This is a genomic window from Corynebacterium vitaeruminis DSM 20294, assembly GCF_000550805.1.
Taxonomy (GTDB): Bacteria; Actinomycetota; Actinomycetes; order Mycobacteriales; family Mycobacteriaceae; genus Corynebacterium; species Corynebacterium vitaeruminis.
The window spans coordinates 376,970-391,527 of the sequence record NZ_CP004353.1 but is presented as its reverse complement, the minus strand read 5'-3'; the positions used below and the strand labels follow the sequence as shown (position 1 = coordinate 391,527).

General features: G+C 68.0%; 13 protein-coding genes. 1 reads left to right on the top strand and 12 read right to left on the bottom strand.

What is annotated here, in order from left to right:
* Positions 1-24 precede the first annotated feature (24 nt).
* The 10 genes from B843_RS01910 to B843_RS01865 form a co-directional block, all read right to left on the bottom strand.
* On the bottom strand, positions 25-1,422 hold the full coding sequence (locus tag B843_RS01910; RefSeq protein WP_025251838.1) for a protoporphyrinogen oxidase: 1,398 nt from the start codon (positions 1,420-1,422) through the stop codon (positions 25-27).
* 27 nt (positions 1,423-1,449) lie between these two features.
* Positions 1,450-2,514, bottom strand: a complete 1,065-nt coding sequence (hemE, locus tag B843_RS01905; RefSeq protein WP_025251837.1) for a uroporphyrinogen decarboxylase — start codon at positions 2,512-2,514, stop codon at positions 1,450-1,452.
* Between the two features lie 59 nt (positions 2,515-2,573).
* Positions 2,574-5,240, bottom strand: coding sequence for a heavy metal translocating P-type ATPase (locus B843_RS01900; protein ID WP_025251836.1), 2,667 nt, complete (start codon positions 5,238-5,240; stop codon positions 2,574-2,576).
* A gap of 5 nt (positions 5,241-5,245) precedes the next feature.
* Positions 5,246-5,713, bottom strand: coding sequence for a hypothetical protein (locus B843_RS01895; RefSeq protein WP_025251835.1), 468 nt, complete (start codon positions 5,711-5,713; stop codon positions 5,246-5,248).
* 91 nt (positions 5,714-5,804) lie between these two features.
* Entirely contained in the window at positions 5,805-6,314 is a 510-nt protein-coding gene (locus B843_RS01890) for a hypothetical protein (protein WP_025251834.1), read from the bottom strand.
* 3 nt (positions 6,315-6,317) lie between these two features.
* The gene (hemB, locus tag B843_RS01885; RefSeq protein ID WP_025251833.1) at positions 6,318-7,331 is read right to left on the bottom strand and encodes a porphobilinogen synthase; all 1,014 of its coding nucleotides are present in this window, start codon (positions 7,329-7,331) and stop codon (positions 6,318-6,320) included.
* A gap of 36 nt (positions 7,332-7,367) precedes the next feature.
* On the bottom strand, positions 7,368-9,119 hold the full coding sequence (locus tag B843_RS01880; RefSeq protein ID WP_025251832.1) for a uroporphyrinogen-III synthase: 1,752 nt from the start codon (positions 9,117-9,119) through the stop codon (positions 7,368-7,370).
* A gap of 440 nt (positions 9,120-9,559) precedes the next feature.
* Positions 9,560-10,465 carry a hydroxymethylbilane synthase gene (gene hemC, locus B843_RS01875; RefSeq protein WP_025251831.1) on the bottom strand — a complete coding sequence of 302 codons (906 nt, stop codon included), beginning with the start codon at positions 10,463-10,465 and terminating at the stop codon, positions 9,560-9,562.
* A 37-nt stretch (positions 10,466-10,502) separates the two neighbouring features.
* Entirely contained in the window at positions 10,503-11,894 is a 1,392-nt protein-coding gene (locus B843_RS01870) for a glutamyl-tRNA reductase (protein WP_025251830.1), read from the bottom strand.
* A 211-nt stretch (positions 11,895-12,105) separates the two neighbouring features.
* Positions 12,106-12,348: a glutaredoxin family protein gene (locus tag B843_RS01865; protein ID WP_025251829.1), complete on the bottom strand. Its 243-nt coding sequence runs from the start codon at positions 12,346-12,348 to the stop codon at positions 12,106-12,108.
* A gap of 185 nt (positions 12,349-12,533) precedes the next feature.
* On the opposite strand from B843_RS01865, the gene B843_RS01860 reads away from it, so the two are divergent.
* A complete protein-coding gene (locus B843_RS01860) occupies positions 12,534-13,601 on the top strand; it encodes an HAD-IB family hydrolase (RefSeq protein ID WP_376780265.1) in 1,068 nt (355 codons plus the stop codon).
* A 44-nt stretch (positions 13,602-13,645) separates the two neighbouring features.
* Here the strand turns inward: B843_RS01860 and B843_RS13395 are convergent, their stop codons facing one another.
* Positions 13,646-13,747, bottom strand: coding sequence for a 30S ribosomal protein bS22 (locus tag B843_RS13395; protein ID WP_003402602.1), 102 nt, complete (start codon positions 13,745-13,747; stop codon positions 13,646-13,648).
* 300 nt (positions 13,748-14,047) lie between these two features.
* On the bottom strand, positions 14,048-14,239 hold the full coding sequence (locus B843_RS01855; RefSeq protein ID WP_025251827.1) for a helix-turn-helix domain-containing protein: 192 nt from the start codon (positions 14,237-14,239) through the stop codon (positions 14,048-14,050).
* Between the last annotated feature and the right edge of the window lie 319 nt (positions 14,240-14,558).

Below are 14,558 nucleotides of genomic sequence, written 5' to 3'. Positions count from 1 at the left end.
CGCAGGCGAATCACGCCCCGCGGGCTACAGGCGCGCTGCCGCCTTTCGGGCGTCGGCAATGATGGCGGGAACGCCCACCCCGTCGACCCAGGCACCGGCGACGTCGACGCTTTGCGCGTCGGAAAGCAACGAGCGGATCTCGGAGACCGCCGCGAGGTGCTGCGGGCCGTACACCGGGAGCCCCCCGAACCAGCGCTGCACGTAGATCTCGGACAGGCCCGCGGCGCGGCCGTCGAAGCCGGTGATCGCCTGCAAGTCGTCGAGGGCGTAGTCGACCAGATCGTCCTCATCGGCGCGGGTGATAGCGTCGTCGCCGAAGCGGCCGAACGACGCGCGCACGAGGGCCCCGCCGCGGGCGCCCAGGTGCGGCCACTTCTTCGAGCTGAACGTGAAGGCCTTCGCGTGGACGCCGGGCTCGTCGATCGCGACCAGGATGCCCGAGTTGTTAGGCAGCCCCTCGCCCGAGTCGAACTTCATGCCCACCACCACGGAGCTTGCCAGCTTGATGGTCTTCAGCGGAGCGACCGCCGCGGGCAGGATGTCCTTGAGGAGCATCGCCGTGGTCGGCGCGGGGGTGGCGAACAGCACCTTGTCGAACACCCCGTCGGCGCCCTTGAGCTGGTAGCCGCCCTTGGCGCGGCTCACGCCCGAGATGAACGCGTCGATGTGGATGGCGGCGCCCGACTGCTCGGCAAGCGCCTCGTACAGCTCCGCGTAGCCGCCGGTGAACGCCGCGAACACCTGCGGCTTGTAGCCGGGGACCTTCTCCGCGCGCGCGGCGTTGCGGGCGGCGCGCTGGTCGAGGATGCGGCGCACGGCGCCCGACAAAGTGAGCTTCTCCCCCTCCGCCTTCATCGCGTCGAGGGTGCGCGCGAGCTCCGGCAGCGTGGCGCGGATGCCCAGGTCGTCGGAGGAGGCGGAGTAGACCCCGCCCTGCAGCGCGGAGACCACGCGATCGACCACGTCGTCGCCGTAGCGCTCGCGCACGAGCCCGCCGAGCGAGACGTCGCCCTCTCCCCACTCGATGGGTTCGGCATCTGCTTCCGCGTCGATGCGCGCGAGCGTCTCCTTACTGATCAGCCCCTCGAGCCCCTCGCTCGAGCCGGGGATGCCCATGGCGGTGCCGGCGGGCATCGGGTGCAGCGCGCCGCCCGCGTAGAGCAGCGACGGCAGCCCGCTCGGCGCGTTGAGGTGCTCGCCGAGCCCCAGCTCGGTGAAGAAGTCGGTCGCGTCCTGGCGGAAGGCGAGGTAGGCCTCGGCGCCCATGTCGGTGGGGCCGGAGGCGAAGGGCACCGTGTACAGCTTGCCGCCGATGCGGTCGGCGGCCTCGAAGACCTCGACCTCGGCGTCCTTGTTGAGCTTGTGAATCTCGTACGCGGCGGTCAGGCCAGCCAGCCCGGCGCCGATGATTGCGATGCGCACGTTTCGTGCCCTTCTTTCCTTGGAAAACTAGTGCTCGTGGATGATTTCCACGGCGCGGGTGATCGCCTCCGGCGCGGTGTGCGGCAAGACGCCGTGGCCGAGGTTGAAGATGTGGCCGGTGGCCGTCCCCGCGGCGATCGCCGCGTCCGCCTCGGCGCAGATGCGCGCGACCTCCTTCGCCACGACCTCCTCGCCCGCGAACAGCATCGCCGGGTCGAGGTTGCCCTGCAGCGCGCGCGGCCCCGAGGCCGCGGCGATGCGCTCGGCCGCGCGGTCGAGCGGCACGCGCCAGTCCACGCCCATGACCTCGCTGCCCGCCTCGCTCATCGCGCCGAGCAGCTCGCCGGTGCCCACGCCGAAGTGGATGCGCGGGATGCCGTCCTCCGCCAGCGCGGCAAGGATCTCGGTCGAGTACGGCAGGACGTGGTCGCGGTAGTCGCGCTCGGTGAGGAAGCCCGCCCACGAGTCGAACAGCTGCATGGCGTCGATGCCCGCGGCGATCTGCGCCTTGAGGAAGGCGATAATGGTGGGCGTGAGCCGGCGCATGAGCGCGTGCCACGTCTCGGGCTCGGCGTGCATCATGGCCTTGGTCTTCTCGTGGTTCTTGCTCGGCCCGCCCTCGACGAGGTAGGAGGCCAGCGTGAACGGCGCGCCCGCGAAGCCGATGAGCGTCTGCGAATCGCTCAGCTCGCCCAGGATGATTTCGATGCCCGCCGCCACTTCCGGAACGTCTTCTTCGAGCATTGGCAGCTTGTCGACGTCCTGACGGCTTTCGATCGCCTTGTCCATCACCGGACCTCGGCCCGGGACGATCTCCACTGCGACGCCCGCGGCCTTGAGCGGGACCACGATGTCGGAAAACAGGATGGCCGCGTCGACGTCGTGGCGGCGCACCGGCTGCAGCGTGATCTCGGCGAGCAGCTCGGGCATGAAGCAGGACTCCAGCATGCCGATCCCCTCGCGGACCTCGCGGTACTCCGGCAGCGAGCGGCCCGCCTGGCGCATGAACCAGACGGGGCGGCGGGAGGGGGTGCGCCCCAGCGCAGCGTCGAGGATGGGGGCGTTGTGGAGAGTTCGGCGCTTGGCAGTCATGGATTACATCATGCCTTTTTCACCCGCCCAGAATCAACCGAATGGTTGACCGTTCGGGGCTAGTAGGTGCTGGCCATCTTCGAGCGCAGCTCGATGATGAGCGAGGAGGCGAGCATGGCCACGGTCGCGATCATCGGGTGCAAGAGCCCGGCGCAGGCCAGCGCCACGGCGATGCCGTTGTATGCCCAGGCGAAGGCCATGTTGTTGCGCACGAGACGCGAGAGCTTCCGGCCGAAGCGGAACAGCCACGGGATCGGCGCGACGTTGCCCTCGAGCAGGACGATGTCCCACTTCGGGTGGTCGAGCGCGCTGGGGTTCTCGATGCTTTGCATCGCCCCGATGAGGATGCCGAGATTGGCCACGCGGAAGCACTCGTTGACGGAGGTGTCGCCGACGAGGGCGACGTTGACGCCGTGGGAGCGCACCGAGCGCACGGTCTGCGGCTTGTCGCCGGGCTGGATGCCGGCCAGCACGTGGGACACGCCGACGTAGTCGCCGTAGCGGCGGGCCACGGGGTAGGTGTCGCGGGAGAGCATCATCGTCTCGATGCCCATCGACTCCAGCTCGTCGACGGCCTCGTTGGCGTCGTCCTTGGCGTGGTCGTACAGGGTGATGACGCCGCGGTCCTTGCCCTTCCAGCGCACGACGATCGGCGTGCCGCCCGAGACAGCGGCGGCCGCGAGTCGGCCGTCGAGCTGCGCCAGGTTGCGCGGGCGCCACAGCAGGGCCTCCACGCTGCGGACCTCCGTCTCGCCGTTGCCGTTGGTGATCGGCAGCTCCACCATGGCGTGGAAGTTGCCGTCCTCGTCGAAGCGGAAGTGGGAGGCCTCGATCCAGCTGGGGATGGACTTGTCGGCGGACTGGTCGCGGGACTCGCGCGCGGCCCTGATGAGCGCCCTGGACACGGGGTGGTCGCTTTCCAGCGCCACCGCGCCCGCCACGCGGATGACCAGTTCGGGGTTCTCCCCGCGGTCGGCGGTGACGGTCTCCACCGACATCTCGCCCTCGGAGAGCGTGCCCACGCGGTTGAAGATCACCGTCTCGATCTCGTCGAGCGCGCGCACGTCCTCGCCCTCGTTGATGAGCACGCCGCGCTTGGCGGCGGCCTCGATGCCCTGGCGGGTGGCCAGCGAGGCGGACATGGCCAGCGCGACCGGCGCCACGCAGCCGAGGACGGCGAGCGCGGTGGCAAACGCCTGGTTGGGGTTGTTGGTCAAGAGCGCCCACAGGGCGAAGTCGCAGGCGGCGACGATCATCGAGATGGGCACAAGCATGCTGGCCGTCTTCGTGGCCAGCGCGTCGGAGACGTTCTGGTGCACGGCCGCGGACTCGACCCAACGGTAGATGGCCGCAAGCCACGTGCGATGGCCGGTGTTGTGGACGCGGATCTTGAGCGTCTTGGTCTCGTTGATGCAGCCCGCGTAGACCTTAGAGTGCACCTTCGCGGTGTAGGGCGAGATGCCCAGCGCGGTGGCGTCGATCTGCGAGGAGCCGCCGATCACCGAACCATCCACGGGGATGATCTCGCCGGGGCCGACGATGACGTCGTCGCCGACGTTGAGCTTCTGGATCGCTTTGTCTTCCTTTTTCACCTCGCCGGTCTTGCGGTTTTTGCGCACCACGGTCACGAGCGAGGTGGGATCGAGGCGGTAGCGGTCGAGCACGTCGAGGTAGCTGGCCCTGGTCTTGCGGGAGAACAGCCGCCCGCCGACGAGCAGCACCGTCATGCCGCAGGCCACGTCGAAGAACAGCGCGCCGTCCTTGAAGCGGGTCGGGTCCACGAACACCCACTGCGGGTTGGCCCGGTAGGTGGGATCGCCCACCGAGGTGAACACGATCATCGCCACCGACCAGAACCACGCGAGCAGCACCGCCGCCGAGCTGGCCGAGTCGAGCGCCGACATCTTCCGCCGCAGCCCGCCGAGCGTCGCGCGGTGGAACGGCCACGCGCCGTAGAACACCACCGGCATGCTCACGAGCATGAGCACCCACTGCCAGTAGTCGAACTGCAGGCTCGGGTAGAAGCTGATCAGCAGCACCGGGATGCTCAGCAGGAAGCTCACGATAAACCGCGAGCGGGTGAGCAGGCTGCGCGCGGTAAACAGAACGTCGGAGGGGGCGGTCGGCGTCTTGTGCACGACCCTGCCCTTGTCCATGAACCCGGACTGCCTGGCCTGCTCGTTGGCGCGCTCGTCGTCCTCCAGCTGCTTGCGCAGGCGGGCGGAGATGCCGTGCGCGCGGCTGCGCCGGAAGTGGCGCCGCTCCGACCGGCCGTAGCGCCGCTCCTCGACGTCCGACCACGCCAGCCGCCGCCGCAGCGAGGAGTCGGTGAGCGTGGCCGTGATGCCAAACCGGGCGAACACGTCCTGGATGGTCGTCGGGTCGACCGAGCGCCCGGCCGTCACCCAGGCCAAGGCCGAGGGGTAGACGATGCGCACGTCGACGTCGTCGAGCTCGTTGACCGCGTTCTCGACCTCCTCGATGGAGGAGGCGCTCGGCAGGTTCTTCAGCTCGAAGGCGAAGGAGGTCTTGCCCTCGGGGGCGCTGGAGTCGTCCTCGTCCGCGGCGGGCTTGCGCCGGAACCCGGTGATCGCGCGCATCGTGCCGGTATCGATTCCGGCCTTGGCCGCGGCGTTCTTCGCGCTGACGATGACCTCGTCGAGCTCTTTTTGGTCCGATCCGTCGAGCGCGCGGGGGGCGGAGGGGAGGTCAGGGGTTTCCGGCATTGGTGCTAGGACCTCACTCGGTGGTCGATATAGGCGCTTACCGTCTGCTGGAAGTAGGCCATCGCACTCAGCGCCAGCATCAGGGCGATGATCATGAGCACCAACCCGCCCACGCGCAGCATGACGGCGATGAGGTTGAGCGCGATGAGCACCACGACAAGCCCCAGGTACACGCGCCTGGTCACCCTGCCCGCCTGGTGGAACTGCGAGGCCAGCGCCGCGATCATGAGCCCGCCGACGATGTTGACGATCGCCATGAACCGCTGGTTGCGCGACACCGCCTGCACCATCTCCGCATCTGCCCCGCCCGGCGCCTGCGTGGTAAACAGCACGAGGCCGGACAGGATCAGCACGATGGCCGAGGCCACCGCGAGGTAGTAGGCGACCAGGAGCGCCTTCGGCTTGGCGCTGGGGTCGGCGGGCGTGGGCGAGCCCGCGTCGCCGCGGAGGGGCGAGGGGAACATGCTGGGCATAGGAATCCTCGGGTTTTCTGACAACGGACGTCGAAGCAATGTACCAGCAACCATTTTCGCAGGCGAATTGTGCCGAATCAACGCCACCCGTTTAGGGCTTGGGCGCGGTCTTCAGCAGCCACTCCACGGCATCCTTGTTCATCGACAGATACGCCGCCACCGCGGCGGCCGCGCCGATGACGATCTGGATGCAGCCGTCCACGGCGTAAAGGGCGACCGGCAGGTTAGAATCGGGGCTGCTCACGAACAGGAACAGCGCCCGCAGCGCGAAGTACACCGCGAAGTAGATGAGCACCCGCTGGGCCATGCCCGCGGACTTCGTCCCCTCCCGCAGCGAGCGGACGAGGTAGTACACCCCGCCCAGGATCGCCAGGGCAATGAGCGCGGAGACCGCCGTCCCCAGCGTGATCGTGGCGTTGATGAACCCGTCGGAGTAGCTCTGGTCCCCGGTCAGCGCCTGCTTGATCTGCTCGCGGGCCACGGCCTTGTTCATGAGCGTCATCGCGACGTTGAGACCCTGGTGCACCACCTCGAGCCCGATGACGGCGTACCACAGCCACACCGCCTGCCGCAGCGACTCGGGAACGGACGTCTTCTCCATCCGCTACTTACCCTGCAGCTTCTTGGCGGCCTCGACCGCGAAGTAGGTGAGGATCTGATCCGCGCCCGCGCGCTTGATGGCGGTCAGCGACTCCATCATGACCGCGTCCAGGTCGAGCCAGCCCTGGGCGGCCGCGGCCTGAAGCATCGCGTACTCGCCGGAGACCTGGTAGGCCGCGACCGGCACCGGCGACTCGTGGGCGACCTCGCTGAGGACGTCGAGGTACGGCATGGCGGGCTTGACCATGACGAAGTCCGCTCCCTCCTCCACGTCGAGCTCCACCTCGAGCAGGGACTCGCGCAGGTTCGCCGGGTCCTGCTGGTAGGTGCGGCGATCTCCCTCGAGGGAGGAACCAACCGCGTCGCGGAAGGGTCCATAGAAGGCAGAGGCGTACTTCGCGGAGTAGGCCATGATGGCCACATCCTGGTAGCCGGCCTCGTCGAGGGCCTCGCGGATGGCCAGGATCTGGCCGTCCATCATGCCGGAGGGGCTCACGATGTGCGCACCCGCCGTGGCCTGGGACACGGCCATCTTCTGGTACAGCGGCAGGGTTGCGTCGTTGTCCACCACGGCCACGCCGCGGGAGTTGATGCTCACCACGCCGCAGTGGCCGTGGTCGGTGAACTCGTCCAGGCAGGTGTCCGCCATGATGAGCAGGCTGTCGCCGAACTCGGCGCGCAGGGCCGCCAGGCCCTTGTTGAGAATGCCCTCCGGGTCCCACGCCTGGGAGCCGGTGGCGTCCTTATTCTCATCCAGCGGGACGCCGAACAGGTCGATGCAGCGAATGCCCAGGTCGCGGGCCTCGCGGGCGGCCGCGATGAGCGAGGGAATGGTGTGCTGGAAAACTCCCGGCATGGAGGGGATCTCGCGCGGGGCGTCGATGCCCTCGGCAACAAACATCGGCAGGATGAAGTCCGCCGGGCGCAGGCTCGTCTCGGCGACGAAGTCGCGCATCACCGCGGACGTGCGCAGCCGACGCGGGCGGCGCAGGATACCAAAGTCATTGTTCGAAGCCATGGGGAGATCTTCCTTCACACAACGGGGATGAATTACTCATCCCAAGGTACTACGCTCGCCGCCGTCCGTGTGCTTGGCAGCCTCAGCCGCCGCAGTCGACTCAGCCAGCTTCTCGGCCGCCTTCCTCCTCGCGCGGCGCTTCTTGCGCGGCGGCGGGAGTTGCCCTGCCGCGCGGAGCTTCGCGACGTGCGCCGCGAGGGCGTCGACAAGCGAGGGCACATCGGCGACCTCCGGGACCACGTCGACGCGCAGCCCCAGCTCCTCCGCCGCGGCCTTCGTCATCGGCCCGATGCACGCGATGATCGTGCGGTTGTGCGGCTTGCCCGCGATGCCGACCAGGTTGCGCACCGTCGACGCGGACGTGAAGCACACAGCGTCGAAGCCGCCGGACTTGATCATGTCGCGGATCTCCGCGCTCGGCGGGGCCGCGCGCACGGTGCGGTAGGCAACCACGTCGTCGACCTCCCAGCCCAGCGCCTCGATGCCCTCGACCAGCACCTGGGTGGCGATGTCCGCGCGCGGCAGCAGCACGCGCCCGACCGGATCCAGCTCCTCAATGTACTCCGGGAACACCTCGACCAGCCCGGCCGCGTTCTGGCGGCTGCGCGGCGGCAAGAGCTCCGGGGTGATCCCCAGGTCGCGGATCGCGTTGGCGGTCTTGGTCCCCACCGCGGCGATGCGCACGCCCGCGAACGCGCGGGAGTCCAGCCCGAACTGGGTGATCTTGTCCCACACGGCGCGCACGGCGTTGACGCTGGTCAGGACGATCCACTGGTAGCGGCCCTCGACGATGCCCTTGATCGCCTTCTCCATCTGCGCCGGGTTGCGCGGCGGCTCGACGGAGATCGTCGGCACCTCCTGCGGGATGGCGCCGTGGGTGGCCAGCCGCGTCGACATGGGGCCCGCCTGGTCCTTCGCGCGCGGCACCAGCACGCGCCAGCCGAACAGCGGGCGCGACTCCCACCAGGAGTACTTCGAGCGCTCGTCCACCGACTTGCCCACGGTGATCACCAGCTTCCCGCTCAGGTCGGCGTCGAGCTTCGCCAGCGTGCGCAGGGTGACGTCGTAGGAGCGCTGCATCCGGGTGGTGCCGTGCGCGGTGACGGTCACCGGCGTAGTCGTCGGCAAGCCGCGCGAAACCAGCTCCGAGGAGATGAGCGCGAGCTTGTCCCGATTCGCCTCCAGCACCAGCGGCATGGGCGAGGCCGCGAGCTGGTCCCAGTCCACGTCCTCACCGTTGATGGCGTGCTCGGTGTAGTTGGAACCCAGCGCGATGCCCGCGAACGCCGGCACCGTCGCCGGCAGCGACATGCCCGGCACGATGTAGAACTCTAGGCCCTTTTCCTGCACCGCCGTGATCTCCTGCAGCGTGCGGTCGTCGGAGAGCGGGTTGCCTTGGACCAGGCGGATGACGTCCTCGCCCGACTCCAGCAGCGAGGAGAGGATCTCCACGACGCGCTCGACCGACTCGTCCTCGTCCACGTCGGTGATCTCCGCGGCGGTCGGCGGCTCCGGCTTGGCGGGCTTGCGCCGGGCGCCCGCCGCGCGCGCCTTCTCGCACAGCTCCTCGTAGGCGTCCTCGTACTCCTTGAGCTTGTCGGCAGGCACCGGCAGCTCGGAGGCGATGATGCCGCGCACGCCGGGGAGGATGTCCGCGTCGACCACGGCGAGCGCGTGCATGCTGAGCACCTCGCGGGCGCGGACGGTCAGCAGGTCGGGGTTACCCGGACCTGCGCCGACGAAAATCACCTTCGGGGAGGTGGTCTGATCGACCTGAGTAGAGCTCATAAATGGAAAAAACCCGTTTTCTAGCTCCCTCGGCACACGCCTATCCCTGCCCGGACGGGACCGGTTCACATGGAATATGCGCTACGCCGATGGGGCGTCGCATGTAAGTGGTTAAGTCGTATTCGGTTATCGCTTCCCCAGCCCACGCCGGGCGGGTAAACACAAAGTCGCGCCCGTGTGCGTACAGGCGGCCGCTCAACCGCGGACCCCGTGCACAGGGCGCTCAAAGGCATGTGGTATTACACGATAATTCAGTTGCGCTCTAATAAAAAACCGGGGGTCGTGGGTCCCCCTCGGAGGGCGAGTGGTATCGTCGTGGCGTTTTTCGCTTGTCGACGCCCACTAAAGCCGCAAACCGCATGGTCACCCGCCTGACGGCGGCCCCGATCCCCCGCGGGAAAGAGCCACGCGGCGGCCGGAGGCGGCGTGAATGGAATCCGCTATGCCCCCAAAAGGGTGGAGGCGCCATCGGCGATGAGCTGGGCGGCGACCTTCTCGCCCAGCTCGGCGGCCTGCCCGACCGGGCCGGCGACGGTGGCGCGCAGGACGGTGGTGCCGTCGAGGGCGGCCACGGCGCCGGTCACCTCGAGCTCGCCGGAGCCGGTGACGAACGAGTGCGCCGCGACCGGCGCGGTGCAGCCCGCCTCCAGCCGGTTGAGCACCACGCGCTCGGCCTGCGCCTCGGCGAAGGCGGTCTCGTCCGCTATGGAGTCCAGCGCCGCGCAGGCGCGCTCGTCATCGACGCGGCACTCGATGGCCAGCGCGCCCTGGGCGGGCGCGGGCAGGAAGTCGGCCGGGTCGAAGACGTCGGTGGCCTGCTCCCCGCGGCCCACGCGCTCGAGGCCGGCGAAGGCGAGCACCACCGCGTCGAGCTCGCCGCTGGTGACCTTGCCCATGCGGGTGTCGATGTTGCCGCGCAGTGGGAGGATCTCAAGATCCGGGCGAAGCGCCTTGAGCTGGGAGATCCGGCGCGGGGCGCCGGTGCCCACCTTCGCGCCCTGCGGGAGCTCGGACAGCGTCAGCCCGTCGCGGGCGATGAGGCAGTCGCGGGCGTCGGCGCGCACGGGGACGACCAGCTTGAAGCGCGGGTCAGGCTCGGTGGGCAGGTCCTTGAAGGAGTGCACGGCGATGTCGCACTCGCCCGCCTGCAGCGCCTCGCGCAGCGCCTGGGTGAACACGCCCACGCCGATGCGCTCGACCGGGGCCATGTTCACGTCGCCGTGGGTGGTGACGATGTGCAGCTTAGCCGGGAAGCCCCTCTCCCCCATCGCGTCGCGGACGTGGCCGGACTGCGTGGTGGCCAGCAGGCTTCCGCGGGTGCCGATCAGCAGGGTGGGGGTGGTCATCGAAAATCTCCTTGAAGCTCGGATGAAAAGGTGGGCGCTACTTGGTGCGCATCCCGGCGGTGGCGCGCTCGGCGTCGGTGATGCCCAGCGCCACGATCTCGGCGTCGGGAAGCTCGTCGACGTCGACCTTGACCGAGCGCTCCGGCATCGCCTCGCTCAGCCCGAAGAACTCCTGCAGCGCGGACTCGTAGGACAGCGTGCCGGAGGTGGCCGCCAGCTCTTTTACGCGCACGGTCGGGTGGTGGAGCAGCTTGTCCACGACCCGGCGCACGGTGCGCTGGATCTCCTCGTAGTCATCGCCGGAGACGTCGGGGATCTTCGACTTCAGGCGGCTAAGCTCCGAATCCACGAGCTCCGCCGCATGGCGTCGCAAAGCGGACACCGCGGGGGCGACGTCCTTGACGCGCTGCGCGGAGCTGTACGCGGCGAGCTCCTCGTTGACGATGCGCTGCGCCGCGCCGTCGGAGCCGGAGTCCTCGCGCTGGACGTTGTGCAGCTTCTCGATGTTGACCAGCCGCACGCCCTCGCGGGTCGCGGTCGCGTCGTCGATGTCGCGCGGCATGGACAGGTCGATGAGCATGAGCTCGTGGCCCGCGGGCAGCCCGTCGACGTCCTTGCCCTCGATGGTGAACGTGTTCGCGCCGGTGGCGGACACCCCGATGTCGACGCGGTGCAAGGTCTTGGCGCGGTCGTCGAAGTCCACGACCTCGGCGTTGACGCCCGCCTGGCGGGCATGGTCGGCCAGGCGCTCGGCGCGCTCGTGGGTGCGGTTGGCGATGATGAGCGTGGACACGCCCAGCTTGCCCAGGTGGGTGGCGGCCAGCGAGGCCATGGCACCCGCGCCGAGCACCAGCGCGGTCTTGCCCCGCAGCGGCTCGGGCGCGGCCGGGTCGAGGCCCATCTGCCCGAGCGCCTCCTCGACGGCGAAGGAGACCATGGAGGAGCCCGCGTCGTCGATGTTGGTCTCGGTGTGCACGCGCTTTCCGGTGTGCAGGGAGGCCTGCACCAGCCCGTGCAGCGCGGGACCGACCGTGCCGATCTCCGTGGCGTGCTGGTAGGCGGTGCGCACCTGGCCGATGATCTGCTGCTCGCCGACCACCATGGAGTCCATGCCGGCCGCGACCACCATCATGTGCTCGGCGGCGGCGTCGGCGTAGCGAACATAGAGGTATCCCCGCAGGGTGTCCATGTCCACGCCGGACATGTTGTGCAGCACCTGGACCACGTCGTTGACGCCCATGTGGAAGCTGGAGGTCATCGCGTAGACCTCCAGCCGGTTGCACGTGGACACGATCATGGCCTCGGTCAGCGACGGGCTTTCCACGAGCTCCCTGGCCGTGGAGTCGCGCACCGCATCGTCCATGCTCAGCTGCTCCAGAAGCGCCACCGGTGCGGACCGGTGGGACATTCCCACAACCAGCACACTCACGACTTACACCACCGCTTTCAATCCCGTAGAGGACGGATTCTGGGCCCCGCGCCGGGCGGGACCGATGTCGGCCACGCTGCGCGCGCGGCCGTGGCTTCAGGACACGCTACCACCGAGCACACCCCGGTGGACGAAATCATCAACCATAAGGTTGATTATGATACCGCCGGGAGTATCCTGCCCCACCACTTGGGGGTAGACAGATGGGGGTCTAATCGTCGGCGAGGGCGGCGGCGAGGTCCTCGTCGTCGACCTCCCAGCAGGCGAACTCCTCGCCGTCGATGACCACGACCGGCACGCGGTCGCCGTACTCCGCCGCCAGCTCCGGATCCGCGTCCACGTCCCGGCGGACAAGCCTCGACCCGCTTGCCGCAACGATCGGTTCGATCTGCGCCCCGACGCGCGCGCACGACCCGCAGGTCGCCCGCACCATGAGCTCCACGAGGTGCCCCATGCCCGTTCCCTTCTTTTCGCATGCCGACGCTTACGGCACCGCGACTCAAGCCAGCGAGAAAACCCGCACGGCATTAACATGGTGTGAGATTACCTGCCGCGCCGACAAAGTTGCACGAAGCCTCAACCGAAGTCCCGTCGACCCCGTCCACCCACGCAGGGGATCGACGTTCGATTGCTCGCGTTATGAGAAAGGCACGAGGCACCCAAGTGAGCTTCCAGCAGCCTGACCCCAACTGGCACCACACCCCCCAGGAGTTCCTAGCCAGCTGGTCGAGCACGCGCGGCAACCTGCGCCGATTTCTCGAGGAGATGGCGCTGCCGCCCATCGACGACCACTCCCAGCGCGAGGCCGGCGAGGCGGCCGCCGCCGCCGCGGTCTCCGAGCTGTTCGACCTCGAGCTCAGCGACTACACCAAGGGCTTGGACTCGGTCACCGGATCCATCGAGTCCGCGGGCGGGCTGCACCTGACCAGCCCCGACCCCGACATCCCGCAGGACGAGGGCGCGGCCGCCTTCTTCGACGTGGACAACACGCTCATCCAGGGCTCCTCGCTCATCGTGTTCGCGGTGGGGCTGGCCAAGAAGCGCTACTTCACGCTCTCGGAGATCCTCCCGGTGCTGTGGAAGCAGATCAAGTTCCGCGTCACCGGCTCGGAGAACGCCGAGGACGTCGCCGAGGGTCGCCAGCAGGCGCTGGAGTTCATCAAGGGCCGCAGCGTCGACGAGCTGGTCGCGCTGTGCGAGGAGATCGTGGACAACAACATGAGCGAGAAGCTCTGGCCCGGCACCAAGCAGCTGGCCGACACCCACCTGGCCGCGGGCCATCAGGTGTGGCTGGTCAGCGCCACCCCGGTGCAGCTCGCGCAGATCCTGGCCAAGCGCCTGGGCTTCACGGGCGCGCTGGGCACCGTCGCGGAGGTCGAGGACGGGAAGTTCACCGGCCGGCTCGTCGGCGACATCCTCCACGGCCCCGGCAAGAAGCACGCCGTGGCGGCGCTGGCCACCATCGAGCGGCTCGACCTTTCCCGCTGCACGGCCTATTCGGACTCCATCAACGACGTGCCCATGCTGTCCATGATGGGCAACGCGGTGGCGATCAACCCCGACGGACCGCTGCGCAAGGAGGCCAAGCTCCGCGGCTGGGAGATCCGCGACTACCGCTCGATCCGCAAGGCCCTGCGTACCTTCGGTGCCCCGGCGCTGGTCACGGCCGCCTGCAGCTTCGGCGGCTGGAAGCTGTTCAAGAAATAGACAAAACCGCCCCGGTACGGCGACCGGGGCGGTTCATGCTCGGATTACTTGCCGAGCTTACGACGCTGCACGCGGGTGCGGCGCAGAAGCTTGCGGTGCTTCTTCTTGGACATGCGCTTGCGGCGCTTCTTGATGACAGAACCCATAACGGTTTCCCTCGCTTTATCAGTAGGTGTACGTACTTCCCTGTCAGCCGCCCAACGGTCCAGTGGTTGCATAACGCAGCCGAAGTGCACATCCGCCCGCGTTGACCACGGCCGACACGAACCCCAACGGGGCCCCAAGGCCGTCCTGCTGGGCATGCTGCTGACACGAATGCTGAATATCTTACCTACTGACTAGGTCACGACCAAAAATCGCCCCTTGCTTTAGCGTCGAAAAGCGAAAGCGGCGATACCTCGAAGGAGATACCGCCGCCCTCATCGCGACAAGGCTTTCGCGAGCCCCTAGCCGGCCTCGTAGTAGGAGGAGTCCAGGTACTCGTTGACAGCCTTCTCGTGGACGCGGAAGCTGCGCCCGACGCGAACCGCCGGAAGGTCACCGGAGTGGACCAAACGGTAAACGGTCATCTTGGAGACTCGCATGATTTCTGCGACCTCGGCGACCGTCAAGAAGGTTCCGTTTTCTTCTCTTGCCATATTCATCTAACCCTTCAGCAGTGGCGCGCTGCAGGCTTCCCCTCCCGCAGAACGATCACGCACGTGCTTGCTAAAGTTTAGCGTGAATCGTGTGACTGTTGCGACTTAAGTTCGGCAAAAATATTCCAGTGACCTAAGAGTCACCCACAGTGGTGTTCCATTTCCACAGCTAGCGACACCTTTTTGCAGGCTTCACGCGCGCCACGGGGCTCAAGATTTTTCTCACTAACAACAGTGATTTACTACGATTTCGGCGTTTTTCTAGCGCTCGCCGTTACAGTTTTGTAATTCAGGCACGCAAAAAGGCGCCGGGCTTCCC